This window comes from Roseateles sp. UC29_93, from assembly GCF_042695725.1.
Taxonomy (GTDB): domain Bacteria; phylum Pseudomonadota; class Gammaproteobacteria; order Burkholderiales; family Burkholderiaceae_C; genus Roseateles; species Roseateles noduli_A.
The window spans coordinates 2,432,935-2,458,597 of sequence record NZ_CP170545.1; the positions used below are offsets into that span (position 1 = coordinate 2,432,935).

The 25,663-nt window shown below is 68.8% G+C and carries 17 protein-coding genes; 8 read left to right on the top strand and 9 right to left on the bottom strand.

Annotation, left to right across the window (positions count from 1 at the left end; all coding sequences use genetic code 11):
• The first annotated feature begins 20 nt into the window (after positions 1-20).
• The 3 genes from ACFJIX_RS11260 (at position 21) to ylqF (ending at position 3,013) form a co-directional block, all read left to right on the top strand.
• Positions 21-1,433 (top strand): multicopper oxidase family protein, encoded by a 1,413-nt coding sequence (locus ACFJIX_RS11260; RefSeq protein WP_377160015.1) that lies wholly within the window; start codon positions 21-23, stop codon positions 1,431-1,433.
• A gap of 43 nt (positions 1,434-1,476) precedes the next feature.
• Positions 1,477-1,860: a copper-binding protein gene (locus ACFJIX_RS11265; RefSeq protein WP_377160017.1), complete on the top strand. Its 384-nt coding sequence runs from the start codon at positions 1,477-1,479 to the stop codon at positions 1,858-1,860.
• A 136-nt stretch (positions 1,861-1,996) separates the two neighbouring features.
• Complete coding sequence (ylqF, locus tag ACFJIX_RS11270; protein ID WP_377160019.1) at positions 1,997-3,013, top strand: ribosome biogenesis GTPase YlqF; 1,017 nt, start codon at positions 1,997-1,999, stop codon at positions 3,011-3,013.
• A 124-nt stretch (positions 3,014-3,137) separates the two neighbouring features.
• Here the strand turns inward: ylqF and ACFJIX_RS11275 are convergent, their stop codons facing one another.
• Positions 3,138-3,758, bottom strand: a complete 621-nt coding sequence (locus ACFJIX_RS11275; RefSeq protein WP_377160021.1) for a trimeric intracellular cation channel family protein — start codon at positions 3,756-3,758, stop codon at positions 3,138-3,140.
• A gap of 147 nt (positions 3,759-3,905) precedes the next feature.
• On the opposite strand from ACFJIX_RS11275, the gene htpG reads away from it, so the two are divergent.
• Positions 3,906-5,798 carry a molecular chaperone HtpG gene (htpG, locus tag ACFJIX_RS11280; RefSeq protein ID WP_377160023.1) on the top strand — a complete coding sequence of 631 codons (1,893 nt, stop codon included), beginning with the start codon at positions 3,906-3,908 and terminating at the stop codon, positions 5,796-5,798.
• A 59-nt stretch (positions 5,799-5,857) separates the two neighbouring features.
• Here the strand turns inward: htpG and ACFJIX_RS11285 are convergent, their stop codons facing one another.
• The 5 genes from ACFJIX_RS11285 to ACFJIX_RS11305 all read right to left on the bottom strand — a co-directional run bounded on the left by ACFJIX_RS11285 (position 5,858) and on the right by ACFJIX_RS11305 (position 16,129).
• A complete protein-coding gene (locus tag ACFJIX_RS11285; RefSeq protein ID WP_377160025.1) occupies positions 5,858-8,323 on the bottom strand; it encodes a hypothetical protein in 2,466 nt (821 codons plus the stop codon).
• Complete coding sequence (locus ACFJIX_RS11290; protein WP_377160027.1) at positions 8,281-12,978, bottom strand: C80 family cysteine peptidase; 4,698 nt, start codon at positions 12,976-12,978, stop codon at positions 8,281-8,283. The genes ACFJIX_RS11285 and ACFJIX_RS11290 overlap by 43 nt, the downstream gene beginning before the upstream one ends.
• 173 nt (positions 12,979-13,151) lie before the next feature.
• Positions 13,152-14,165: a serine/threonine protein kinase gene (locus ACFJIX_RS11295; protein ID WP_377160029.1), complete on the bottom strand. Its 1,014-nt coding sequence runs from the start codon at positions 14,163-14,165 to the stop codon at positions 13,152-13,154.
• A 71-nt stretch (positions 14,166-14,236) separates the two neighbouring features.
• A complete protein-coding gene (locus ACFJIX_RS11300; RefSeq protein ID WP_377160031.1) occupies positions 14,237-15,169 on the bottom strand; it encodes a DUF2726 domain-containing protein in 933 nt (310 codons plus the stop codon).
• A gap of 207 nt (positions 15,170-15,376) precedes the next feature.
• The gene (locus ACFJIX_RS11305; RefSeq protein WP_377160033.1) at positions 15,377-16,129 is read right to left on the bottom strand and encodes a GNAT family N-acetyltransferase; all 753 of its coding nucleotides are present in this window, start codon (positions 16,127-16,129) and stop codon (positions 15,377-15,379) included.
• A 269-nt stretch (positions 16,130-16,398) separates the two neighbouring features.
• Here ACFJIX_RS11305 and rplM point away from each other — a divergent pair, with 269 nt between their 5' ends.
• The 3 genes from rplM (at position 16,399) to erpA (ending at position 17,804) form a co-directional block, all read left to right on the top strand.
• Complete coding sequence (gene rplM, locus ACFJIX_RS11310) at positions 16,399-16,827, top strand: 50S ribosomal protein L13 (RefSeq protein ID WP_067065533.1); 429 nt, start codon at positions 16,399-16,401, stop codon at positions 16,825-16,827.
• Between the two features lie 9 nt (positions 16,828-16,836).
• On the top strand, positions 16,837-17,229 hold the full coding sequence (rpsI, locus tag ACFJIX_RS11315; protein ID WP_067065532.1) for a 30S ribosomal protein S9: 393 nt from the start codon (positions 16,837-16,839) through the stop codon (positions 17,227-17,229).
• A gap of 200 nt (positions 17,230-17,429) precedes the next feature.
• Positions 17,430-17,804, top strand: a complete 375-nt coding sequence (gene erpA, locus ACFJIX_RS11320; RefSeq protein ID WP_088407855.1) for an iron-sulfur cluster insertion protein ErpA — start codon at positions 17,430-17,432, stop codon at positions 17,802-17,804.
• A gap of 109 nt (positions 17,805-17,913) precedes the next feature.
• Here erpA and ACFJIX_RS11325 read toward each other — a convergent pair whose 3' ends face one another.
• Together ACFJIX_RS11325 and ACFJIX_RS11330 are read right to left on the bottom strand one after the other, a co-directional pair.
• Positions 17,914-19,044: an anhydro-N-acetylmuramic acid kinase gene (locus tag ACFJIX_RS11325; protein ID WP_377160036.1), complete on the bottom strand. Its 1,131-nt coding sequence runs from the start codon at positions 19,042-19,044 to the stop codon at positions 17,914-17,916.
• Between the two features lie 48 nt (positions 19,045-19,092).
• Positions 19,093-20,451, bottom strand: coding sequence for a peptidoglycan DD-metalloendopeptidase family protein (locus tag ACFJIX_RS11330; protein WP_377160038.1), 1,359 nt, complete (start codon positions 20,449-20,451; stop codon positions 19,093-19,095).
• A gap of 414 nt (positions 20,452-20,865) precedes the next feature.
• On the opposite strand from ACFJIX_RS11330, the gene tyrS reads away from it, so the two are divergent.
• Positions 20,866-22,044, top strand: coding sequence for a tyrosine--tRNA ligase (tyrS, locus tag ACFJIX_RS11335; protein WP_377161720.1), 1,179 nt, complete (start codon positions 20,866-20,868; stop codon positions 22,042-22,044).
• 57 nt (positions 22,045-22,101) lie between these two features.
• Here the strand turns inward: tyrS and ACFJIX_RS11340 are convergent, their stop codons facing one another.
• Positions 22,102-25,572: a S41 family peptidase gene (locus tag ACFJIX_RS11340; RefSeq protein WP_377160040.1), complete on the bottom strand. Its 3,471-nt coding sequence runs from the start codon at positions 25,570-25,572 to the stop codon at positions 22,102-22,104.
• Between the last annotated feature and the right edge of the window lie 91 nt (positions 25,573-25,663).

The window sequence follows — 25,663 nt, forward strand, 5'->3', positions numbered from 1 at the left end:
GGCATCGAAAGGACCTTCCGATGATTTCCCGGAGAAACCTCTTCGCCCGAGCGGCCGCTGGTGCGGCGCTCGGCGCTGCCGGCGCGGTGAACGCGAGCGGGGTCTCGCGCGTCGCCATGGCGGCGCTGCCCGAGCCCGCCCTGCGCGACAACGCCGAGACGGCCCCGCCGCTGGTGCCGCCGAACGGCCGGCCCTACAACCCGGTCGTCACGCTCAACGGCTGGACGCTGCCCTGGCGCTTGCGCGACGGCGTCAAGGAGTTCCACCTCGTTGCCGAGCCGGTGCTGCGCGAACTGGCGCCCGGGTGCACGGCGCACCTGTGGGGCTACAACGGCCAGTCGCCCGGTCCCACCATCGAGGTCGTCGAGGGCGACCGCGTCCGCATCTACGTGACCAACAAGCTGCCCGAGCACACCAGCGTGCACTGGCACGGCCAGCGGCTGCCCAACGGCATGGACGGCGTGTCGGGCCTGACCCAGCCGGCGATCAAGCCGGGCGAGACCTACGTCTACGAGTTCGTCGCGCGGCGTCCCGGCACCTTCATGTACCACCCGCACGCCGACGAGATGACGCAGATGGCCATGGGCATGATGGGCTTCTGGGTCACGCATCCGAAGGGCCGGCATCCGCAGATCGCCGAGGTGCAGCGCGACTTCTGCTTCCTGCTGTCGAGCTACGACATCGATCCCGGCAGCTACACGCCGCGCACGATGACGATGACCGACTTCAACCTGTGGACCTGGAACAGCCGCGTCTTCCCCGGCATCGACACGCTCAACGTGCGCCAGGGCGACCGGGTGCGGATCCGCGTCGGCAACCTGACGATGACCAATCACCCGATCCATCTGCACGGGCACGAGTTCGAGGTCACCGGCACGGACGGCGGCCCCGTGCCGAAGACGGCGCGCTGGCCGGAGGTCACGACCGACGTCGCGGTGGGGCAGATGCGGCAGGTCGAGTTCCTCGCCGACGAGCCCGGCGACTGGGCGATCCATTGCCACAAGAGCCATCACACGATGAACGCGATGGGGCATGAGGTGGACACGCTGATCGGCGTGGATCACCGCGGTCTCGCGTCGCGCATCAACAAGGTCATCCCGGACTACATGGCGATGGGCGAACGCGGCATGGCCGACATGGCCGAGATGGAGATGCCGCTGCCCGAGAACACCGTGCCGATGATGACCGGGCAGGGGCCCCACGGCTCGCTCGAGATGGGCGGCATGTTCAGCGTGATCAAGGTGCGCAAGGACCAGAGGCCCGGCGACTACGGCGATCCGGGTTGGTACGCGGCTCCGGCGGGCACGGTCGCCCGCCCCGTGGCGGCACCGGCCGGCGCGCCGATCGCCCCCGCTCCGAAGCCTGCCGCCGCTCCCGCCGCGGAACCGTTGCGCGTCCGCAAGCCCGATGGACACGGACATCAGGGGCATTGAGCTCCGACGCCCCCCACATTCACGAATTCTGAAAGTCATCATCATGAACCGCATTCACACCACTTTCGCCGCCCTCGTCGTTGTCCTGACCGCTGCCGCTTTGCCGGTCCGCGCGCAGGAGCATTCGCATGAAGGCCATGAACAGCACGCGCAGGCGACCGACGCCGCGACGCCGTCTTCGCAGGACTGGATCCCGGCCGAGGTCCGTCGCGTCGATGCCGCGCAGCAGAAGCTCACGCTCAAGCACGGCGACATCCGCCACCTCGACATGCCGGGCATGACGATGCCGTTCCGGCTGGCGCCCGGCGTCGTCAGCGCGGCGCAGCTGTCCGCGATCAAGGTCGGCGACAAGGTGGAGGTCCGCATCGAGTCACGCGACGGCGCACCGACCATCGTCGAGCTGCGTCCGGCGACTGCCTCGAACTGAGGGCAGGCCGCCGCTGGTTCAGGGACGGCTGTGCTTGAGGTTTTGACGCTCGCCGTCAAGGCCTCATGCACTGGCGGCCAAGCGCTGAGAAGACGCAGGTGGAAAGCTGCTTCCCGGATCGCGGACAATCGCCCCCATGGCGATTCAATGGTTTCCCGGGCACATGCACAAGACCCGGGGCGCGATCCGCGAGCGCATGAAAAGCGGGATCGACGTGGTCATCGAGATGCTCGATGCCCGCGTGCCCGCGAGCAGCGCCAATCCGCTGCTCGCGCAGCTCACGCAGGGCCGGCCGGCGCTGAAGCTGCTCAACAAGCAGGATCTGGCCGATCCGGCCCGCACGGCGGAGTGGCTGGCGTTCTATCGCGCGCAGCCGGACACGCAGGCCGTTGCGATCCACCAGGGCCAGCCCGGCCTGGCGAAGATGATGGCGGCCGAGTGCCGGGCGCTGGCGCCTCACCGCGGCGGGCTGGACAAGCCGTTGCGCGTGCTGATCTGCGGCATCCCGAACGTCGGCAAGTCGACCCTGATCAACACGCTGGTCGGCAAGCGCGCCGCGGCCACCGGCGACGAGCCTGGCATCACCAAGATCGAGCAGAAGATCCTGCTCGACAAGGGTGTCTACCTGTTCGACACGCCGGGCATGCTGTGGCCCAAGATCCGTGTGCCGGAAGCGGGCATCAACCTCGCCGCCAGCGGTGCGATCGGCCGCAACGCCTTCGAGGAGGAGGTGGTGGCGCTGGACCTGCTCGGCTATCTGCGCCGTTACTACCCGCAGTCGCTGAAGAGCCGCTACCAGCTCGAGCCCGACGCCTCGCTGCTCGACGGCGAGGTGCTGCAGCTGATCGGCAAGCGGCGCGGCGCGGTGCTCTCCGGGGGGCGCATCAACATGCAGAAGGCCGCCGAGGTCCTGCTGTACGACCTGCGTCAGGGGCAGCTCGGGCGCATCACGCTGGAGACGCCGGTTGAGTTCGAGGAGTGGACCGTCGCCGCCGAAGCCGCTGAAGCAGCCAGGATCGCCGAGAAGGAAGCCCGCGCCGCCGAAGCCAAGCGCGGCACGCGGGATGCGCAGCAGGCGCATGCCGCGGACGACCTCGAAGACGACGACGAGGACGAGGACGAGGAGGAGGACGACCTCGACCGCGAGAAGTGAGCCGCGCGAGACCGAGCACGACGGCAGAAGCCGGGTGCCCCCTCGCTCATACGCTCGCAGGCTCCGCTAAATCGCTCAGGGGCACCCGGCTTCCGCCGTCCGGAAAGGATGACCGGTGCGCTTGTCAGGGATGCACTTGCAGCATCTGCAGCGCAGGCAGTTGCCAGCCGAAGTACAGCGCCGCCAGGCGCAACGCCGCAACACCCACCATGCCGGTGACGAAAGCCCAGCGCATCGGAACGCCCATCGCCTTCAGCAGGAAATACAGCGCGATGCCGCCGATCGCGGCCGTCGCGTAGATGTCCTTGCGCAGCAGCAGCGGCGCCTGCCCGCTGAGCAGGTCCCTCAGCACGCCGCCGCCGCACGCCGTCAGCGTGCCCATCAGCAGCGCAGGCATCGGCTTCAAGCCGTGCTCCTCGGCGATCTCCGTGCCGCACAGCGCAAACAGCGCCAGCCCCAGCGCGTCGGCGATCTTCAGGATCCCGATCGCATGCTCCGGGAACGGCCCCACGATCAGCGCCGCCAGGGCACTGGCGATGATCACCAGCAGGTAACGCGTGTCCTTCATCCAGAACACCGGATGCCGGTTCAGCAGCAGGTCCCGCAGCGTGCCGCCGCCCACCGCCGTCATCGCAGCGATCACCAGCAGACCGAACAGGTCCAGCCCCGCCTGCATCGCGGCCAGCGCGCCACTGACGGCAAACACCGCCACGCCCAACAAGTCGAACCAGTAGATCATCGGCATAGGGCGCGGAGTTTAGAGGCGCGAGCCGTCCCCCCTTGAAATCGGACCGGGCCGGGCCCATCTGTCGCCGCGATAATCCTGGCCCCATCGGGGCTTGCCCTGTCGCACCCCGTTGGCATCCCTTTGGCATCACCGCTCTCACGAACGATGGACAAGCAAACCCATTCCTTCCAGGCCGAAGTCAAGCAGATCCTGCATCTGGTGACGCACTCGCTCTACTCGAACAAGGAAATCTTCCTGCGCGAGCTGGTCAGCAACGCCTCCGACGCCTGCGACAAGCTGCGTTTCGAGGCGCTGGACCATCCGCAACTGTTCGAGGACCAGCCGAACCTCGAAGTCCGCGTGTCCTTCGACACCGAGGCCCGCACCGTCACCATCAGCGACACCGGCATCGGCCTGTCCGCGGAAGAGGCCATCGCCCACCTCGGCACGATCGCCAAGAGCGGCACCCGCGAATTCATGGCCAAGCTCGAAGGCGACCAGAAGAAGGACGCGAACCTGATCGGCCAGTTCGGCGTCGGCTTCTATTCCGGTTTCATCGTCGCCGATCGCATCACGGTCGAATCGCGTCGCGCCGGCCTGCCGGCCGAGCAGGGCGTGCGCTGGTCCTCCGAAGGCACCGGCGACTTCGAGGTCGAGACCATCACCAAGCCCGGCCGGGGCACCGACGTCATCCTGCATCTGCGCGAAGGCGAGGAGGAGTTCCTCAAGACCTGGCGCCTGAAGTCGACGATCTCGAAGTACTCGGACCACATCTCGCTGCCCATCCTGATGCGCAAGGAAGAGTGGGACGCCGACAACGCGACCCAGGTGCTGAAGGACGAGTGGGAGCCGGTGAACAAGGCCTCCGCGCTGTGGACGCGCGCCAAGAGCGACATCACGCAGGCCGAGTACGACGCGTTCTACCAGCAGATCAGCTACGACACCGAAGCGCCGCTGGCCTTCACGCACAACCGCGTCGAGGGCCGCAGCGAATACACGCAGCTGCTGTACATCCCGGCCAAGGCGCCCTTCGACCTGTGGAACCGCGACAAGCGCGGCGGCGTGAAGCTGTACGTCAAGCGCGTGTTCATCATGGACGACGCCGAGGCGCTGATGCCGGTCTACCTGCGCTTCGTCAAGGGCGTGATCGACTCGGCCGACCTGCCGCTGAACGTCAGCCGCGAACTGCTGCAGGAAAGCCGCGACGTGAAGGCGATCCGCGAAGGCTCGACCAAGCGCGTGCTGTCCATGCTGGAGTCGCTGGCCAACAGCGAGGACGCCGGCGAGCGCGACAAGTACGCGCGCTTCTGGACCGACTTCGGCCAGGTGCTGAAGGAGGGCGTCGGCGAGGACCACGCCAACCAGGAACGCCTGGTCAAGCTGCTGCGCTTCGCGTCGACGCATGCGGACGAGAACGTCTCGTTCGCCGACTACGTGTCGCGGATGAAGGAAGGCCAGGAGGCGATCTTCTACATCACGGCCGACAGCCTGGGCGCCGCGAAGAACAGCCCGCAGCTCGAGATCTTCCGCAAGAAGGGCATCGAGGTGCTGCTGCTGACCGAGCGCGTCGACGAGTGGATGCTGTCGCACCTCCATGAGTTCGAGGGCAAGGCGCTGCAGTCGGTCGCCAAGGGCGCCGTCGACCTCGGCCAGCTCCAGGACGAGGAAGAGAAGAAGAAGGCCGAGGAAGCCGCCGAGCAGTTCAAGCCGGTGCTGGACCGTCTGAAGACCGCGCTGGAAGGCCGCGCCAAGGACGTCCGCGTGACGACGCGGCTGGTGGATTCGCCGGCCTGCATCGTGGTCGAGGAACACGACATCAGCGGCCACCTGGCCCGCATGCTGAAGCAGGCCGGCCAGACCGCGCCGGTGTCGCAGCCGACGCTGGAGATCAACCCCGACCACGCGCTGGTGAAGAAGCTGGGCGCGATCGAGGGCGACGACGCCCGCTTCGGCGACCTGGCGCAGGTGCTGTTCGACCAGGCCCTGCTGGCCGAAGGCGGCGTGCTGGAGGATCCGGCCGCCTACGTGAAGCGCGTCAACGCCTTGCTGCTGGGCTGAGCCGCCGGCCGCCTGATCGTCGCGGCGGCCCCCGATCCTCGTGGGGTCGATCCGCGGCGTCAGGGTATCGATGCGGCCGTGGCGTGGATCGCGGCCGTTGAGCGGCACGGCGATGACTGCCAGGTCAGCGCCAGGCTCGGGGGGCCGCCGGGCGGCCCCCCGCCGCCCGCCATCGCGTCGATGAACTGCGCGGCTTTCAGCCGCCAATGGGCAGGCGCCGCGGCGGCCGCCGTGCCTCCAAGCGGGATGTCCCGGCCCTGAGGCCGTCCTGCCCCGTCGGCAACGTCAGGGGCTCGCTGCAGCAGCGACTCTCCGTCGGCAGCCCGTAGATCACTCGCCAGCGACCATCTCTGTGGCGAGGTCTGCGATGCATCGGCCATGAGCGTGGCGAGCGATGCCGGCAGTGCCGCCATGCGCCACGCATCGGGAGCGATCGGATGCCGCAACAGCGCGACGGGTTCCTCGTCGGCGCCGACGGCGGCCACGGCGGCATCGGATGCCGGGATGTCTGGCAGACGGACACGGTCCCAGAGCGCCCCGTCGCTGATCAGCAGGTCGGCGTCGTCCCGGGTCGTTTCCAGTTGGCCGCTGCGCACCGTCAGCAAGGGCCGCGCCAGCGTGCGCGACACCGACGGCCATGCCAGGCAGCGCGCCTCGCCTTGACCGGTGATCCGGGTGGACGGGTCGGGCCGCCAGTCGTCATCGACGGGATCATCGGACAAAACCGTGAGTGCATTGCGGATCCGGATCAATTGGCCGCTGTCCGGCCGGTGGATCAGGAGATCGCTGCCTTCGTAGAAGGCCTCGTCGTCATCGAGCCCGAGGTCGTCCAGGTCGATGCGGCGCGGTGCGCCGTCGATCTCCTCCAGGATCACGATTTCCGCTGCTCCCAGCGCGGTGGCGCCATCCAGGTCGATGGGGCGTCCGTTGCCCTGGATGAGCACCAGCGCCGGCGCCGCCCGATCCGCGAGGAATTGCGCCTTGAAAGCACGGAAGTCGGCGTCGTCCTTCAAGTGGAACGGCGTGGTGTCGCCGTCATCCAGGCGGATGTAGAGGCGGCGACCGTCCGTGAAGCCGAAGTGCGTGCGACCCTGGGTCGTCGCTTCGAAGCCCGTGTCGTCGAGCTGGAAACCGGAGTAGCCGTCGGGCGACCAGGCGGGAGACAGCTGTCGCATCCACCATTCGATCAGCCCGCGGGAGAAGGTCTGAGGTCGCGCGGGGTCCGGGTCCACGCGCAGGCGCAGGTCCGTGCCCAACTCCCTGGCGCTCCCGATGTCGGCCCAGTAGAGGTTGTCCCTCGACGTCGCGGAAACGGGCGGGAGTTGGTGGAAGGCGGGGTCGGGACGCAGCATCAGCGCGTAGCGGGCGTCGCCGTCGCCGCCGTCGATCCGGAACACGTCGCCCGGACGCCCCCCTGTCGTTCCGATGTCCTTGATGATCTCGGGGCCCGGCACCAGCCGCTGGAGGGCCGTCAGCAACTGACGGCCCAGCAGCGCGTCGTTGGCCAGCGGCGCGTGCGACAACTTCGCGCGGTCCATTTCGTCGCGCACGCGGATCAGCCGATCGCGCAGGGCGGTGGCCGCCGATTCGCGCAGGCAGGACTCGACCGGACTGCGCGGTTCCGCGTGACGTGCGTACCAGGCGTCCAGCGGCAGACCTTGGACGCCCGCCTGGGCCTGCCAGAGCCTGAAGGTCGCCGACTCGATCTCCCAGCCGTCCGCGTCGCGTGCGATGCGACCCAGCGTCGAACCGGCGAAGTGCTCGGCGGCGGCATCGTCCGAGCCGCTCAGTCCTGGCGACGGGTCTCGCACGGTCAGGCCGGCGCGCCGGATCCGGTCCAGCAGCGTCTGGGGCAGTCCACCCATGCGGCCCTCGGCGCGCAAGGTGCCGGGCTCCGCGGCCCAGGCGGTGAGCGCCTGCTGAAGGGGGCTGTCGACCAGCCCTTCGACGCCCGTGGACGCGAGCACATGGGTGGACCGGTCGTCGCGCGTCAACTGATCGGTCAGGTCCTGCATGAACAGCCGCAGGGTGGGCGGCAGGACGTCGTAGTAGTCGTGCGGGCCGTCCCGGTCGGTGCTGTGCGAGTCGGCCGCCAGGGAGTACACGTCGATCCGGATGTCCACGCCGGCATCGCGCAACAGGTGGACCAGTTCCGAGGATTCGGGCGGCGTCGCCCCCAGCCTGATCCACGCCGACCCGTGGTCCCTGCCGGCCAGATGCTGGTCGAGCAGATGCTGGAGGCGGTTCACCAGCCCCTGGAGGTGGAGGCGCTGCGGCGCGGTCAGTCGCGGCAACGCCGGCAGCAGATCCGCGGGTGCCGTGCCCGCGGCCAGGTAGGCCTGCGCGTGGTGGAGGATGAGCCACTGTTTCGTCAGCGCGATGTCGTCGGAGGACAGCGCCTGGACGCCGGGATTGCGCAGGGCGCCGACGCCGACGCCGGCCAGCGACAGCGCGCCGGCCAGCGTGGGATCGGCGGCCAGACTCACCGTCGGCGCGCCGGCCGCCGACTGCTCCAGCGCGTCCACCCGGCCCCAGAGCGCCAGGAAACTGGCACCGCCGGACGGGCGGAGGGTGGCCGAGAGGCGGTCGGAGAATTCGATCGCCTCCAGGGGCTGCGGGGACCGCCGTCGGGGCCGGCGAGTTCTGTGCCTGCCGCGAGCTGCTCGTTCAGGAACGTGGTCAGGCGTTGCGGCGTCCATCGAGGATTCCCCCGGAGCCATCGCATCAACGCTTCTTCGCCGGCGTCGGTGAGCATCACGGGCTCGCGGGCGAACTCTCCGGATTCCTGCCGGAAGGTGTAGGTGATCGGCTGGAGGAAATGACCGCCGTCGTAGCGGACCATGGGACGTCCTTCGGGGTCGAGGCTGACCTCCCCGCCGCGCAGGTCATAGCGGGCCCACGCGCCGGTGCCGATCGTGGCGCCCGGTCTGAAGAGCATCAGATGCCGCTTGCTATGGAGCGCGGCCGCGCCGGAGACCGGGTCCATCAGCCCTGAGAGCGCCTCGCCGTCTTCCAGCGAACTGGACAGGTGGATCTGCCGGTGGATGTGTTCCTGAGCGAGGGGCAGGAACAGCGAATCGGGACGGAGCTCCGCCGGTGGTGCCAACGCGATCAGTGCCTTCCTCAGCGCCGTCTCGGGACGCAGGGTGGTGGACCACGCCGGCAATGCCAGCATCAGCGAGGCCCGCCGGTTGTCGAGGTCCAGCAGAACCCGCACGTCGGGTACCAGGGGGTCCGCGAGTTGGATGACCGCATCGTTCAAGGCTTCGAAGCGCAGCTCCTGGCCGCCGATGCGGACGCCCTTCTGGTCCCCGTCGATGAAGTCGACGGGCTGGCCGCCTCGGGCCAGCCCGCCCTTGCGCATGAAGGTCCAGACGTCGCGTCCCTGGGTGGCGGGCAGGATGATGACCGGGTTGCGCACGGTGCCGTCCGGCGGCAGCGCCAGCGTGTAGCGGCCGCCGCCGCCCAGCAGCCGGAGATGGACCAGCGACTGGTCGAGCGGCAGGAGGGTGCGGGCATTCTGGTCGTCGAAGACGAACCGGTTGCCCTCGGCCTCCGAGGCGGCGGGGAGCGCCAGCACGCGGTTCTGGTCGTCGAGGACGACCTCCAGCAGGGTGCTCAGGTACTCGTAGCGCCACAGATCCGCCGATTTGGCGAAGCTGCTCGAGGTCACGTAGTCGCCGACGAATCGGGCATCGCTGTTCACCTGCATCCGTTCGATCAGGTCGTCGTGCAACAGCGAGAAATCGCCGCCGGCCCGGGAGGAGGAATACCCGTCGTGGTGGATCCGGACATTGGGCGACGTCATGAGCACCAGCACCAGACCTGGATCGCGCAGCGGCCGGGGAAGCGGCACGCGCGGAACGGTGGCCCGGTCCGCGGTGCGCATCAGCGTCCAGAGGTCCATGTCCAGCCCGTCACGCGCATAGGTGGCCTGCCGGTCCGAGCCGTCGGCCACCCACCAGTCGTGCAGTCGCCGGCTGCCGGCCTGCCAGTACAGCTGGCTGGCCTGCAGCGCCGAAGCGCCCATCGATGCGTCGGCGAACACCACTTCGCCCTTGCGGAAATCGATGCGTTTCATCGGCGCCCAGCCGTTGGCCAGCAGCACCTCGGCGCCATGCGTCGGGCCGGCCCGCACGCGCCGCAGCGGTTCGATGTATCCCCGATTGATCTGGCGCAGCGGCCGGAGGTTGCGATCGACGCGTGCGATCGCGCCGGTGACGGCCCGGTTGAGTTCCACGATCCCGTAACCCAGTCCCGTGATCGGCACCAGGGCGCAATCGGCCGCGGCGGCAAGCAGCGAGGCGCCCAGCAGATCCGCGACCGCGGCGGCCCCCGCCAGCAGCAAGCCCTCGGAATCGATGACCAGCTTGACCGTGGCGCGCGAGACGTCGGTGCTGGTGCCGAGATTCAGCGCCTGGACCAGTTCGTTCAGGTCGGCCATCAGGACGCCGGCCTGCGCCGCGCCGCCCAGTGTCGACAGCGCCCTGGACAACTGATTGCTCGTACGCACCAGGCCGTCCATCGGAAGCAGCTGGGACTGGCTCATGGCCGCGCGGACATCGGCGACCATCGCCGCGACATCGGCGCCCGCCTGCAGACCTTGCTGGGCGACGCCCAGGTACCAGAGCGCGCCCTGATAGCGCATGCCCTCGGGCGAGTTCGTGGACAAGTCCTTCAGCGACAGGGCCAGCATGCCGACGTTGAGCAGGTCCAGGCCGCGGCCGGCGGACATCACGTCGTTGTCGCGCGTCTCGAGCTGGGACAGCCCGTCATGGATCACGGCGATGCCGGCGCGCAGCGCCTGACGATCGGCGGGTGCGGTGACGGTGCGACTCACCGTGGCGTCCGTCGACAGGTCGAGGTAGGTCAGGGTCAGAGGACCCTCGGCCAGGTCGTCGATCCGGGGGAGCAGCACCATGCCCGCGGGGCGATGCTGATCCACCACCTCCTTGAACCGCCGGCGGATCTGGAAACTCTCCCCGATCCTGGCGCGCGCGAACGCGTGGAACCGCTCGGTCGCGCGGTCGTCCGCGGCGCCGTCCAGGACGACGCAGCAGGCGGCGCGCGCCGGCTCCCCCACGCCCCCATCGGGGTACTTGTCGCGGACGCGGAGGCTGCCCGTGTCCGGATCGGACCAGTACACCCAGGTCTTTCCCGCGGCGCGGCGCACGGCAGGTGCCTGGGGGTGGGGCCGCGTGCCCTTGCGAAGGCGCCGGTGGCCGTAGTCCAGGAGCACGGTGTCGGTGTAGACCGTCGTTTCCATGCCCGGCCGCCCCAGCGCCTGGGTCACGGCTTCGCTCGTGAACTCGCGGCCGAAGCTGCGAAGCGTGGCGGGCGTCTCCAGCGAGCAACTGAGCAGATCGACGCTGGAGATCTTCGGAAGCGGACGGTCCGGCGTCTCGAGCCTCGTCATGAGCCCTTTCAGCGCCACGGCCAGGTCCGTCGCGGAGCGGCCGCTGAGCAGCCGCTCCTTCGTGATCCAGGAGGTGTGGCCGTGGCCGTTCACGATCAGCTTCACGCGCGCATCCGGCATGGCGTTCGCCAGCAAGGACTGACCCCGCACCACCTTGTAGCTGCCGTCCGGATGGAGTTGCACCCAGACGAGTTCGTTCGGATGGATGCGGCTGAGCGTCGCCCCGGCGGCATGGATCGCGGCGTCGTCCTCCATCTGCACGAACACGCGCAGCATCGGGCTGCGGGCGTCCGGCAAGGTGTCGGCGGGCAGGCGCGACGTGTAGGTGCCGGTCGTGGCGCTCCAGGCCGACAGGTCGGGAACGCGCGCACCGTGGAAGGCGGGCTCGCCGAAGATGTGGCGGACCACGGCGGTGCCGTGGGCCTGGAATTCCCAACGCCCGCCGTCACCGCGCTTGACCACGGGAATGTTCCCCACGCGGAACTCGTCCGCGGTCAGGGTGGCTTCGGGAGGCATGCGCTCATGGCGGAAGGGCAGCGAATCTCCGAACAGCGCGACGCAGAACGCGTCCCCGAGCTCCAGATCCAGGTTCTGCGTGCGGATCGCCGCCGGCCCTGCCGACAGGGCGAGCGCCGGCAGATGGAGCTGGAATGTCGGCGCCCCGGGACCTTCGATGCCGGTGAACGTCACGCGCCCGGCCTGCCGGTCCAGGCTCTGCTCCAGGTCGGGCGCGAGCGTGTGGAACAGCGGCAACGGCACGCGGTCGGAAGCCGGCAGGAGCGGGACCGGCGGGTCGCCGAGAAGGTCCGGGTCGCTGGGCATCGTCTCGGGGACCAGCAGCTTCAGCAGCGCGGACTCCTGATGGGTGATGTACAGGCCGGGCCTGACGCGGGCCCAGGGCACTGAACCGTCCGGCGTGCTGGACAGGAAATGCAGCGGGCCCATCATGTCCAGGTTGGACAAGGTCCGCAGCGGGCGCCAGAGTTTCCGCAGCGTGCCGACATGGCCTCGCGCCAGGGTGTCGCGTATCCCGACCACCTTCGCCAGATGATCCAGGTCCAGCAGGAACGGCACGCGGGCGCTCCCCGAATAGAGGGCGGCGGCCGTCAGTCGTGCCGCGGCGATGCGGTCCGCCAGGGCGTCCGGCAGTGAGTCGCCGACCGATTGCCGGACCAGGCTGTTCACCACCAGCAATCCCTCCGCCAGAAGCCCGCTGGCGCGATGCACGGGGATCTTCTGGCGAAGGAGCGGGGACGAGGCTCCCCCCAGGTTCTGCGTGCCGACGTCGCCGATGGTCCAGGTCCGGAGCATCGAGGCGACCCGCAGGTCCTGCGGTTCGAGGATGGCCTTCGCGAGCGTGTCGCGCGGGCCTCCGTTGCCCAGCAATCCCGCGTAGGCGCCATCCAGTACCGCACTCACCAGCCGTTCCGACAAGGTCTGCAGGAACTGCCGTTCCGCGGGCTCGATGCGGGCATCGCGCAGTCGTCCGATCAGGTGGGCGAGCACCTCGTCCCGCAGCGCGTCGCGCCGGTCGGCCAGCAAGGGGTCGGCGTCCGCCGCGCCGCCGCGCACGGCGTGCCCGACGGTCGACAGGATGACATGCAGACGCCCCTCCTCGGCGTGGACGGCCGGATGTCCGAGCGGGGTGAGCAACACTTGTTCAAGGGAGATTCCCGGCCCGGTCCGGGCGGGCGTCGACCGCGACGGCGTCGGGGTCGACGACAGCCGGGGCAGCGGGATCTGCAGATGCAGCGAGGACGGCATGGCGAACGCTCCTGAGCAATGGAACGTCGTCTCAGTCGTCCGCGCCGAGTGGCCCCGGCCAGGAAATCGGGGACCTCAGCGCTGGACCTTGATCGCCCTCCCTGCCTCGAATCGGTGAGGGGACCGCTGGAGAGGGCCGTTGCGTCCGGAGCGCGTCGCCGCGCTCCCTGGCGTCATCCGGGCCAGGCGTCGTGACGGCGCGTTTCCACCTGCATGACATCGAGCTGCTCCCGCAGCTTCACGACCTGGTCGCTCCAATAGTTCGGCGTGCCGAACCAGGGGAACGCCGCCGGGAAGGCCGGGTCGTCCCAGCGTCGCGCCAGCCAGGCGCTGTGATGGATCATCCGTTGCGTGCGCAGCGCCTCGACCAGCCTCAGCTCACGCCAGTCGAATTCACGCACGCTCTCGTAGCCGTCCAGCAAGGCATCGAGCTGCCGCCGCGCCGCGTCGGGCTCGCCGGACAGCAGCATCCACAGGTCCTGCACCGCGGGGCCCTGCGCGGCGTCGTCGAGGTCCACGAAGTGCGGTCCCCGATCCGGCGTCCAGAGGATGTTGCCCGGATGGCAATCGCCGTGCAGGCGCAGCGCGCGGCGATCCGGCAGCGCATCGAAGGCGGCGTCGATGGCATCGATGCATCGGGCCGCGGCGTCGTGCCAGTTGGCCGCCACCTCGGGGGCCAGCGTGTCGTTCGCGCGCAGCCAGTCGCGCGCCTCGCGCGCGGGCGCGGCGCTGTTCCATGCGAGGCGATGCTGGAAGGGCTCGCGCTGGCCGACCTCATGCAGTCGCGCCAGCAGGCGGCCGATCCAGCGCAGCACTTCAGGATCCTCGAGCTCCGGCGCGCGACCGCCCTGCCGCGGCGTCACCGCGAAACGCTGGCCCTGGAAGTGGCCGAGCGTGCCCGACGTGTCGTCGGTCGTCAGCAGCAGCGGCGGGACGACGGGCACCTCGGCGTCGGCCAATGCGCGCGCGAACGCGTGTTCCTCCAGGATCTGCGCGTCGCTCCAACGGCCGGGCCGGTAGAACTTCGCCACCACCGCCGACCCGTCCTCCAGATGCGCCATCAGCACGCGGTTCTCGTAGGAGTTCAGCTGCAGCAGTCGGCCGTCGGGGCGCAGGCCCGCGTGCTCGAGCGCGTCGAGCATCAGTTCGGGGGTCAGGAGGCCGAAACCGGCCGTCATGTCAGTCATCGGAGCGGCGAGGGCAACAAAAACGGCGCCGAAGCGCCGTCGTGTCCTCGAAGAGCGGGCAGGGGCGTAGCTTAGCGCCGCCCGTAGCGGGGCGAGTCGACGACCACGCCGCCGATGTCGGGGTCCGGCAGTTCGCCGGGCAAGGTCGGGAAGTCGCGACCGTACTGGGAGTCGCGGAACTGCGCATCGCGCCCATGCGGGTCCCGGAGCTGGGGATCGCGGAGCTGGGAATCCCGGAAGCCCGGGGCGTCCTGGGCGCCGGCGCGCGGTCGATAGCCGCGGGCACGCGGCTCCGCGGACGGCAGCGGCGCCTGCATCGATTCGCCGCTGAAGGCGTCGTAGCGGCTGTCCGGCGCGAAGAAGGAATCGCTGAACACCGGCGAATCGTTCCACAGCGTGTTGCGCGATGTCGCCGGCGCGGCCGCCGGGGCCGGGCGGCGCGGGGCGACCGGCGGGGCGCTGGGCAGGTGCGTGGCGCCTGTGCGCGGCATCGCCGCCATGCCGGCCCGGCTGCCCTGGTTGCTGTAAGGCACAAGCAGTTGCAATTCGGTGGCGCTCGGCAGGGTGTCCACCGAGGTGCGCAGGTAGCGGATGCGGCACGCGGCCAGGACCGCCTGCTTGATCTGCAGGTTGCGCGCGGAGCCCGGTCGGTCCGTCTCGATGTCGATCGCGGCGAGCACGCGACCATTGGGGCTGCAGATCGCGAAGTTCACGCTGATGCCGCCCAGCAGCTCATACCAGTAGCGCACGTCGCGGGCTTCGGTCGGCTGGCAGAAGCGCACCATCGGCAGCTTGCACATGACGACGTGGTGCGGCAGCGCCTCGCGCAGCAGGCGGAAGACGCGGCGTTCGTCGGCGCTGAAGACGGGACGGGCGTTGAGCGACCACTCCGTGGGCAGCGGCTTGCGCTCGCGACGCGGGCGCCGCAGCAGCAGTGCGGCGGCCAGCCCCAGGACTGCCAGCGCCGACAGCCCCGCGATGATCCACGGAAGCAGGTTCTGCATATCCCAATGAGCTGGACGGACCGGACGGATGGCGCGCGAGGACGCCGGCGGACGCACGGGAGCAGCGGATCAGAGACACCGTACCGGGCGGATCGCGGGAATGTAGCGGAAAGGCGTTACAAATTGCATCCGCAATCGCCCCGGAACCCCCTGGAATCGGGTGGGCCGGGAGGGAATGAAACCGGTACCTGTGCGATCAGCGGTTTGTCAGCGTTTGGAATCCGGGTCGTCGGAACGGTCGCGCGCCTTGCGGATGCGGGACTTCACTTCCGCCACGCCGTCCAGGAAGTCGCCGACGGTGCGCATGTGGCGCTTGAACTGGAAGTCCCATTCGGCCATGTGACGCTCGAGGGCCTCGTCCACGTGCGAGGACACCGAGTCCGGCGGCAGGCGAAGCCAGGCTTCGGATTCGCCGCCATCGCGCTCGACCGTCGCGCCGGCGTTGCGGGCGATCTTCAGCATCGGGGCGTTCTCGCTGAGCGCGTGGATGAAGAGCGTGTCGATGCCGCGGTTGCGCGCGTGCAGCGAGGCACGTTCGAACAGCCGGCCGCCGAAGCCCTTGCCACGGGCGGATGTGGCGACCGAGACGCCGAATTCCGCCATCGCCGGACGGCCCTTGATCTGCGGCGCCGGCGCGTAGGCCAGGTGGGCCACGGCGATCAGCTGCAGGCGGCGGTTGAAGATGCCCAGCACCTCGTCGCGCACCAGATCCAGGCCGGCGACGTACTTCCCGATCTGCTCGTCGCGCGCCGGATAACCGAAGCGCAGGTAGCGGTCGCGCTCGCCGAGCGCCAGCAGGTGCTGCAGGATGCGCTTGCGGTGGCGCTTGCCCAGCGAGCGGATCGGCACCCAGCCGGTCCAGCGCGCCAGCATCGCGCGCGGGCTCCAGCGGGAGGACGGCGCGGCCTCCGGCGCCTTCGGCCGGGGCGTGTTCGGGCGGGGATCGGGCGGGGTGGGCATGGCGGGCTCGGCGATGGGGAGGGATGCTAGCGGGGAACGGTCCCGGCGCCTCCCCGGACGCGTCACAAATCGGGTCGGAAGGGCGGTGGGCAGGGCGGATGGGGCCGCATCGGCGGTCAGGATTTGGGCTTTCGAACGGGTTCTGCTAGACTCGTCGGCTTTCCCGTTTCCAAGGCAGCGGGGGAACGTCCGTGAGAGGCCGCAAGCAAAAGCGTGCACCGAGCGTACGGGGGCAGATCGCCCGAAGTTTCGCCTTTTGAAAGAATCTCATGAAGACCTTCAGCGCCAAGCCGGCCGAAGTGACGCACGAGTGGTTTGTGATTGACGCCACCGACAAGGTGCTCGGACGTGTTGCCAGCGAAGTGGCACTCCGTTTGCGCGGCAAGCACAAGGCCATCTACACGCCTCACGTCGATACCGGTGACTTCATCGTCATCATCAACGCCGAGAAGCTGCGCGTCACCGGCAACAAGGCCACGGACAAGGTGTACTACCGTCACTCGGGTTTCCCGGGCGGCATCTACGCCACCAAGTTCAAGGACATGCAAGCCAAGCATCCGGGCCGTGCCCTGGAAAAGGCCGTCAAGGGCATGCTGCCCAAGGGCCCGCTCGGCTACGCGATGATCAAGAAGCTGAAGGTGTATGCGGGCGACACGCATCCGCACACCGCCCAGCAGCCCAAGGCGCTGGAAATCTAAGGAGCGGAGATGATCGGAAACTGGAACTACGGTACCGGCCGTCGCAAGTCGTCTGTGGCACGTGTCTTCATCAAGAAGGGCACTGGCCAAATCACGGTGAATGGCCGCTCGATCGAGCAGTACTTCGGCCGTCAGACGTCCATCATGATTTCGCGCCAGCCTCTGCTGTTGACGAACAATGGTGAAGCGTTCGACATCAAGGTCAACGTGCACGGCGGCGGCGAGTCCGGCCAGGCCGGCGCGGTCCGCCTGGGTATCACCCGCGCGCTGATCGACTATGACGCGGCCCTGAAGCCCGAACTGAGCCGCGCCGGCTTCGTCACGCGTGATGCGCGTGAAGTCGAGCGTAAGAAGGTCGGTCTGCACGGCGCCCGTCGCCGGAAGCAGTTCAGCAAGCGCTGATCGACTTCCGTCCGCTGGTGGCATCCGGGTTGGGATGTTGCCGGCGGCGAAAGCTCAAGAACAAGGCCGCTGCTTCAGCGGCCTTGTTTTTTGTCCGGCAGGGTGCATATCCTGCTGAAGGGGCTTATCTCCAAACGTCCGTTGCATGTGCGGGGGCTTTGAGATAATCCCGCCATTCCTCCGACACAACAGGATCCACGATGAGCGCAGTCCTCGAAACCACATCCACCGATCTGGGCGGCATGCCGGCACCGCTGGTCTTCACCGACAGCGCGGCTGAGAAGGTGCGCGAGCTGGTGCTCGAAGAAGGCAATCCGGAACTGAAGCTGCGCGTGTTCGTGCAAGGTGGCGGTTGCTCCGGCTTCCAGTACGGTTTCACCTTCGACGAGGCCGTGAACGACGACGACACGCAGATGGCCAAGAACGGCGTGACGCTGCTGATCGACGCGATGAGCCTGCAGTACCTGGTGGGCGCCGAGATCGACTACAAGGAAGACCTGCAGGGCGCCCAGTTCGTGATCAAGAACCCGAACGCGCAGACGACCTGCGGTTGCGGTTCGAGCTTCTCGGTCTGATCGGAGCACGCTCCGGACTCGTCGGACGCACCGGCCCTCGGGCCGAATGACAAAGACCGCCTTCGGGCGGTCTTGTCGTTTCTGGGGTGTGGAGCCTGTTCCGAGGTTCTCAGGCGGGTGTGTAGCTGCCCAGCACACGAGGGCCCGACGCGCCGGTCACTGCGGGCAGGTTGCCGGGCAGCCCGCGCACATGACGCATGGCCAGCCATGCGAAGGCGGCGCCTTCGACTTGCATCGGTGGCAATCCCTTCGCCGCGGTGGTGCTGACGGCCACCGTGGGCAGCAGCACCTGCAGCCGCTTCAGCAGCGTGTCGTTGAACGCGCCACCGCCGCAGACGAGCAGCTCGCGCCATGCGCCCGGCGCGAAGGCGACCAGACTGTCGAGGACGCAAAGCGCGCTCAACTCAAGCAACGTCGCCTGCACATCAACGGCGGAAACACGCGGCGCGTGCGCCGCGATCCTGGCATCGAGCCAACCGAGGTGGAACAGATCCCGCCCCGTGCTGCGCGGCGGGGCTTGGCGGAAGTAGGGCTCGGCCAGCAGCGCATCGAGCAACCCCGCATGCACCTGCCCCTGCGCGGCCCATTGGCCGCTGGCGTCGTATTCGGCGCCCTGATGGCGATGGATCCATCCGTCCATCAGGCAGTTGCCGGGGCCGCAGTCGAAGCCGCCGCTGCGGCCGTCGGCCCAAAGGAGGCTCACATTGCTGATGCCGCCGACGTTCAGCACGACCATGTCGGTGCCGTCCTGCCCCAGTACCGCGCGGTGGAAGGCCGGCACCAGTGGCGCGCCCTGACCCCCCACCGCCAGGTCGCGACTGCGCAGATCGTGGACAACGGCAATGCCGGTGAGCTCGGCCAACAGCGCGGCGTTGAGCAACTGGATCGTGAAGCCGGTGCCATCAAACTCGCCGGGCCGGTGCCGCACCGTCTGCCCGTGCGCGCCGATCGCGCGGATTTCCTGCGGCGCCAGTCGCTGGGACATCAGCAATGATCGGCAGGCCTGCGCGTAGGCGCGGGCCATGGCGTTGCCAGCGAGCGCGGCACGCTGCAGTTCGTTGTCACCGGGGCTGTTGAGCGCGAGCAGCTCCGCGCGCAGCTCTGGACCGAAGGGCTGGTAGTCGTGGGCGAGGGCGTGAACGCGACCATTGGCCTCGGCCCGCACCAGTACCGCGTCGACACCATCGAGCGAGGTGCCGGACATCAGTCCGATGTAGAGCTCGGCGCCGGAGGTCGTCATGGCCGAAGGGGCTGGGAAGCGAAGCGCTTGCGGCGAGCGCCGGACGCCTTACTCGCCGACGACGCCGTCGTGGATCGAGGCCGCAGCCTCGAGCGCGTTCTTCGCGCTGGCGACCTGTGCCTTGAATGCGGCCTTGGCGGTCGCGGGCAGCGTGACGGCCTCGGAGGCGCGGGCAATCACACGCGGATCCTGCTGCTTGCCGTTGACGCGGAATTCGAAGTGCAGGTGCGGCCCGGTGGCCCAGCCGGTCGAGCCGACGGCGCCGATCTTCTGCCCTTGCTCGATCTTCTGGCCCTTCTTGACGTCGATCCGGCTCAGGTGGGCGTAGACCGTCATGCGGTTGCCGCTGTGCTTGAGCTGGATGACGTTGCCGAAGCCGTTCTGCCAGCCCGCGAACTCGACGTTGCCGTCGCCGACGCTGCGCACCGCGGTGCCGGTCGGTGCGCCGTAGTCGATGCCCTGATGCTGGCGCCAAGTTTGCAGGATCGGATGGAAGCGCATCGCGAAGCCGGATGTGACGCGCGAGAACTCCATCGGGCTCGCTAGGAACGAGCGGCGCTTGCTCTCGCCGTCGAAGCCGTAGTAGTTGCTCTTGCCGCTGGTCGGGTCGCGGAAGAACACGGACTGGTAGCTCTTGCCGTTGTTCACGAACTCGGCGGCCAGCAGGCGGCCCGAACGGTTGCCCCAGGTGATGGGTTCGCCGTCGGCGGTCAGGGTTTCGTAGACCAGCGAGAAGCGGTCGCCCTTGCGCAGTTCGCGGTGGAAGTCGATGTCGCCCGAGAACATGTCCGCCAGCTGCGTGGCGATCGCGTCGGGCACGTTGGCCTCGTCGGTCGCGGCGAACAGCGAGGACTGGATCGTCCCGCTGCCCAGGCGTGTCTGGGTCTCGTACGCCACGGTCTCGAGCTTGGAGACGAACTTGTCGCCTTCGCGCGTGATGCTCAGGCGGGTGAAATGGGTGTCCAGCTGCTCGCTGGCTTCGGCGGCGTAGCGGGCGACGATGGACTGCACCTCGCCGCTGGCGGTCGCGACGACCTGGACGCGCTTGCCGACACGGCCGGTCAGCAGCTTCTTGGCGGTGTCGTCGGTGCGCAGGAAGGCGGCTGCTGCCGTGTCGAACGCGCCCATGCGCTTGAGCAGCGCATCGGCGGTGTCGGCGGCGCGGGTGACGTCGCTGCGCGAGAGACCCGGATCGAACGCGGCCAGGTCGGCCAGTTGGTCGTCCAGCGACTGCAGCGGGATGGATTCGGAGACGACGCGTTGCGGGAGGTCCGCGGCGTCAGGGGCCATCGGCGCGACGCCGAAGGCAGTCACGGCGAAGCAGCTCAGGACACCGACCACGGTGCCGGTCAGGGCGCGCGGGTGTTTGGCCGCGAAGGATTCGGCGCGAGCGAGGGTGCGCTGCACGCGCTGCCATTCGTCATTCCAATTCATCACGCGCCGAAGACCTTTTTCTGGAGCCTGAGAAAGTGCCGCCCGCCGCCACGCCTGCAAAAGCGCGTGGCTCGAACGGCCCGTGCCGGAGATCCGCAGCGCCTGCAAAACGAAGGACGCCCTGAAGGGCGTCCAGATGCTGCGAGGAGCGTCCACTAGAATCGCCGTCTTGCGTTGCAGCGACAGGTCAGGCATGTGAATTGCCCTCCTTGCGCCCCGCAAAAACAGCCGAAAGTATAGCGGCGGGCCCGGGTTACAAATGCTAGAAAACCCGGTAAATCAAGACTTTACGTAAGCCCGTGCGGGCTCCGAAGTGCCATGTCTGACATCCGAACCCCCGCCGCGTCGGCCCCCGAATTTCCGATCACGGACCGGGTCCGTCATGCGATGCAGCAATCCCTGCGCGGCTGCGAGGAATTGCTTCCGCAGGACGAATGGCTGAAGAAGCTGGCGCGCTCCGAGGCCACCGGCCAGCCCTTGCGGATCAAGCTGGGCCTGGACCCGACGGCGCCCGACATCCACGTCGGCCACACGGTGGTGCTGAACAAGATGCGCCAGCTGCAGGACCTGGGACACCAGGTGATCTTCCTGATCGGCGACTTCACCTCGATGATCGGCGACCCGTCCGGCCGCAACGCGACGCGCCCGCCGCTGACGCCGGAGCAGATCAAGCACAACGCCGAGACCTACTACAAGCAGGCCAGCCTGGTGCTGGATCCGGCGCGCACCGAGATCCGCTACAACAGCGAATGGAGCGACCCGCTGGGCGCGCGCGGCCTGATCCAGCTGGCCGCGAAGTACACGGTGGCCCGCATGATGGAGCGCGACGACTTCACCAAGCGCTACGCCGCCGGCACGCCGATCTCGGTGCACGAGTTCCTCTACCCCCTGATGCAGGGCTACGACTCGGTCGCGCTGAAGTCCGACCTGGAGCTCGGCGGCACCGACCAGAAGTTCAACCTGCTGATGGGCCGCCATCTGCAGGCCGAGTACGGCCAGGAGTCGCAGTGCATCCTGACGATGCCGCTGCTGGAAGGGCTGGACGGCGTCGAGAAGATGTCCAAGTCCAAGAACAACTACGTCGGCATCACCGAGCCGGCCAACGGCATGTTCGCCAAGATCCTGTCGATCAGCGACGTGCAGATGTGGAAGTGGTTCGACCTGCTGAGTTTCAAGTCGATCGAGGAGATCGCCGCGCTGAAGCGCGAGGTCGAGGGCGGGCGCAATCCGAAGGAGGCGAAGGTGATGCTCGCCAAGGAGATCACCGCGCGTTTCCACAGCGCGCAGGCGGCGGAAGACGCGGAGGCCGACTTCAACAACCGCGCCCGCGGCGGCATTCCGGACGACATTCCCGAGCTGTCGCTGAGCGGTGCGCCGATGGGCATCGCCGCACTGCTGAAGGCGGCGAACCTGGTGCCGTCGAACGGGGAGGGCAACCGCAAGATCGAGCAGGGCGGCGTCAAGATCGACGGCGTGACCATCAGCGACAAGGCCTTGAAGGTCGAGGCCGGCACGATGGTGCTGCAGGTTGGCAAGCGCCAGTTCGCGCGCGTGACGCTGAGCTGAACGCGCGACGCCAACGAAAAACGGGAGGCCAAGGCCTCCCGTTTCTGTTTGCGCAGGTCACTGCTTGATCGGCCGCAGATACGGCCCCGGCTTGGGCGTCTTGATCGGATCCTTCGCGATCGCGTCCTTCAGCCAGGCGATGGCGGCATCGAGCTGCGCGTCCTGCCCGTTGGCGGTCGCCCGTGGCGGGTTGTCGACCTCGATGTCGGGCGTCACGCCCTTGCCCTCGACGAGGAACTGTCCGTCGACGGTGATCTGGCCGTTCTCCGCGGCGCGCATCAGGCCGTTGTCCATCAGGCGGTTCTGGTCGGACAGCCACACGCCGGCCCCCGAGGTCGTCTTGCCGATGACGGGACCCAGGCCCAGGCGCTTGAAGCCTTCGGAGAAGGTCTCGCCGTCGGAGTAGGTCTCCTCGTTGGCGATCACGACGACCTTGCCGCGGAACACCTGCTGCATGTTCGGATACGGCTTGCTGCCGTAGGGCGAGCGCGGCTGCCAGAAGGCCCAGGCGCGGCGCAGCAGCGTCTGCAGGATCCAGCTGTCGATGTTGCCGCCGTTGTTGTGGCGGACGTCGATGATCAGGCCTTCGCGCTCGCTCTGCGCGTAGAACTCGCGGACGAAATCGCCGATGTCGTCGCGGGTCATCGCACGCAGGTGCAGGTAGCCGATCTTGCCGTCGCCGCCCTTGTCGACAAGCTTGGCGCGGCTGAAGCGCCAGTCGTTGACACGCAACTGGCTTTCGCGGCGCAGGTCGACCGGCGTCACGACGACCGGGCGTTCCTTGCCGGAGGGCTCGCGGATCTGCAGCAGCACCTGCTTGCCGGCCTGGCCGCGCATCAGCTCGCTGGGATCCGGCACCGACTGGGCCTTGCGTCCGTTGATCTGTGTGATCACGGCGCCTTCGGCGATGTTGAGGCCGGGCGCGGCGAGCGGGCCGGCCTCCGATGGCAGTTCCGGATCGCCGGCGAAGATGCGCGTGATCTTCCAGCCGTTGCCCTTGGGATCGCGCTCGAGCTGCGCGCCCAGGCCGGCGTAGCCGGGTTCCTCGGCGCCCTTGCGGAGTTCGCCCGGGGCGACCTGGCTGTGCAGCAGGCTGAGTTCGCCGACCATCTGCGCCATCAGCTCGGCGAGTTCGCCGCGCTCGGTGACGCGCTCCGTCAGCGGGAAGTACTTGGCGCGCATGGCGACCCAGTCCACGCCGTGCATGTCCTTGTCGTAGAAGAAATCGCGCTGCATGCGCCAGGCGTCGTTGAACATCTGACGCCATTCGGCCTTCGGGTCGACCGCAATCTGCCAGTCGGACCAGCGCACGCGCGACTTGTCCAGATCGCCCGGCAGCTTCGGACCGGCGTCGACGATCAGGATCTCGGGCGCGGTGCCCGGCGCGGCCGAGCGGCGGATCATCAGCTTCTTGCCGTCGGCGCTCAGGTCCCAGGCGGCGACGCCGTCGGCGAAGGTCTCGATCTTGGTCTCCTGCGGACCGATCGGCAGCTGGCGCAAGGCGGTGCCTTCCTGCACATACAGGCGCTTGGAGTCGACCGCCAGACCGCTGTAGTTGCCGGCGGCGGCCGGGACCTCGTACAGGCGCAGCGCCAGGCCCGGGATCTGGATCTCGGGTTTGCCGCCCTTCGCGGCGGCAGGCTTGGCTTCCTTGGCCGCGTCAGCCTTGGCTTCCTCGACCTTCTGCTTGGACTCCTTGTTGTCGGGCTTGTCCTTCTCCTGCTCGCGGATCTCGGCTTCTTCCTTGGCCTTCATGCCTTGGAGTTCATCCGGCGCGGCGAACGGGAAGCGCAGGTTCGGCTGCAGTGCGATCGCGTAGATCTTCCAGCCCTTGTCGAAGTAGGGACCCATGTTGCGGTCGCCCCAGGGGCCGGGGTTGCCGGTCACGCTGAAGGTGCGACGCGACAGGAAGTACAGCCATTGACCGTCGGGGCTGAAGGCCGGCGCGGTGGCGGCGTAGCGATCGCTGCCGAGCTGATGGACCTTGCCGTCGGCGACGGTGAGCAGCATCAGCTGCTCGCGGTACGGGTTCGCCGTGGTGCGGACGAAGGCGAGGGACTTGCCGTCCGCCGACCAGCTCAGCGCCGCGGCGCCGTCGCCGAGCGTGTCGTGGTCGACCTCGCGCGTCGCGGCGGCGCGGGCGGGGTTCTTGAGGTCGGTGAGGAAGAGCCGGCCTTCCTTGTCGGTGTGCGCGATCCAGCGGCCGTCGGGCGACGGCGACAGGCTGCGGCGCAGCACGGTGGCGCCTTCGGTGATCTGCCTGGGCTGGCCGGTGCCGTTGGCGGCGAAGCGCCAGATCTCGAATTCGCCGCTGAAGTCGCAGAACGCGAAGACGTCGCGGCTGTCGCCGCTGAAGGCGCTGTCGCGGCAGCGACCGGCGTCGTCGGCGGAGGCGGGGATCGGCAGTTCGGCGCGGCGCAGCGGGCCGACGCCCTGCGTGGCGAGGCGGCCACGCGCGGTCAGCACGACCTGCTCGCCGTTGGGCGAGAGCGAGACGCCGGTCAGGAAGTCCTGCGGACGAGCGATCCAGCGCTTGCGCTGCTGGTCGTAGTCGCCGGCCAGGCGGAGGTCGATCTTCCGTTCGGCGGCGCTGCCGTCGAGGTCGACGCGGTAGAGGTCGGCACCGAGCGCGTAGACCGCCTGCGCGCCGTCCAGGCTGGCATGGCGGACGTCCCAGCCCTTGTGGCGGGTGTGCTGGCGCAGGTCGGAGCCGTCGGCCTTCACCGACCACAGGTTGTAGGTGCCGTCGCGGTCGGAGAGGAAGGCGACTCGGGCGGTGCCGGACGCGTCCTTGTAGGGCATCGGGCGGCGGTCGTTGGCGCCTTCGGGCAGCAGCGGCCGGGCCTCGGCGGTGCCGGCGAGATCCATCACCCACAGCCGGGCGAGCGCGCCGCCGCGGTACTGGCGTGCGTTGTCGCCGCGCAGGCCGTTGCGGGTGAAGTAGAGGGTCTTGCCGTCAGGGCTCAACGCGCCGTCGCTGGCCTGACCGACCGGCAGCGCGCGATGCAGGCCGCTGGTGAGGGAGACCAGGTGCAGCTGGGTGCCGGGCTCGCCGCGTTCGGTGGCGCCGGAGTAGAGCACCTCGTTGTCGGCGGTGATGCCCCAGACGCGCACGGCGCCGGTGTCCCAGGTCAGGCGGCGGGCGATGCCGCCGGCCGCGGGCATCACGAAGACGTCGCCGGCGGATTCCTGCTGGCCGACGAAGGCGATCCAGCGGCCGTCGGGCGAGACGGCCGGGAAGGTCTCCGCGCCGCCGTGCGTGGTCAGGCGCTGCGCGGTGCCGCCACCGACGTTGGCCTGCCAGAGATCGCCTTCCGCGACGAACACCAGGCGGTCGCCGCGCAGCGCGGGCTGGCGATAGAAACCGAGCGACGGGTCGACGAGGGCGGGCCGGACCGGCGTGCTGCGGGCGACGGCATCCGCCGTTCCGGAGGCGGCGGCCGAGGTCGCGGTGGATTCGGCGGCGATGGCGAGGGTGGCCATCGAGCAGGCCGTGGCGATGGCCAGGCGACGGAGCGTGATGCGCATCGGAAGTCTTCCTTGTGGGAGTCCGGGACGGAGCGTCGGAACGTGAAGGGGAAGGGGCCCGGCCTGACGGCTGCCGGAAGTCATGCGGCGC

Excerpts from the sequence above, each read along its gene's own strand:
- ACFJIX_RS11260 (WP_377160015.1), top strand. The coding sequence starts at position 21 with ATGATTTCCCGGAGAAACCTCTTCGCCCGAGCGGCCGCTGGTGCGGCG.
- ylqF (WP_377160019.1), top strand. The coding sequence starts at position 1,997 with ATGGCGATTCAATGGTTTCCCGGGCACATGCACAAGACCCGGGGCGCG.
- ACFJIX_RS11305 (WP_377160033.1), bottom strand. The coding sequence starts at position 16,129 with ATGCCCACCCCGCCCGATCCCCGCCCGAACACGCCCCGGCCGAAGGCG.
- ACFJIX_RS11295 (WP_377160029.1), bottom strand. The coding sequence starts at position 14,165 with ATGACTGACATGACGGCCGGTTTCGGCCTCCTGACCCCCGAACTGATG.
- rplM (WP_067065533.1), top strand. The coding sequence starts at position 16,399 with ATGAAGACCTTCAGCGCCAAGCCGGCCGAAGTGACGCACGAGTGGTTT.
- htpG (WP_377160023.1), top strand. The coding sequence starts at position 3,906 with ATGGACAAGCAAACCCATTCCTTCCAGGCCGAAGTCAAGCAGATCCTG.
- tyrS (WP_377161720.1), top strand. The coding sequence starts at position 20,866 with ATGCAGCAATCCCTGCGCGGCTGCGAGGAATTGCTTCCGCAGGACGAA.
- ACFJIX_RS11325 (WP_377160036.1), bottom strand. The coding sequence starts at position 19,044 with ATGACGACCTCCGGCGCCGAGCTCTACATCGGACTGATGTCCGGCACC.
- ACFJIX_RS11265 (WP_377160017.1), top strand. The coding sequence starts at position 1,477 with ATGAACCGCATTCACACCACTTTCGCCGCCCTCGTCGTTGTCCTGACC.
- ACFJIX_RS11275 (WP_377160021.1), bottom strand. The coding sequence starts at position 3,758 with ATGCCGATGATCTACTGGTTCGACTTGTTGGGCGTGGCGGTGTTTGCC.
- ACFJIX_RS11340 (WP_377160040.1), bottom strand. The coding sequence starts at position 25,572 with ATGCGCATCACGCTCCGTCGCCTGGCCATCGCCACGGCCTGCTCGATG.
- rpsI (WP_067065532.1), top strand. The coding sequence starts at position 16,837 with ATGATCGGAAACTGGAACTACGGTACCGGCCGTCGCAAGTCGTCTGTG.
- erpA (WP_088407855.1), top strand. The coding sequence starts at position 17,430 with ATGAGCGCAGTCCTCGAAACCACATCCACCGATCTGGGCGGCATGCCG.
- ACFJIX_RS11290 (WP_377160027.1), bottom strand. The coding sequence starts at position 12,978 with ATGCCGTCCTCGCTGCATCTGCAGATCCCGCTGCCCCGGCTGTCGTCG.
- ACFJIX_RS11300 (WP_377160031.1), bottom strand. The coding sequence starts at position 15,169 with ATGCAGAACCTGCTTCCGTGGATCATCGCGGGGCTGTCGGCGCTGGCA.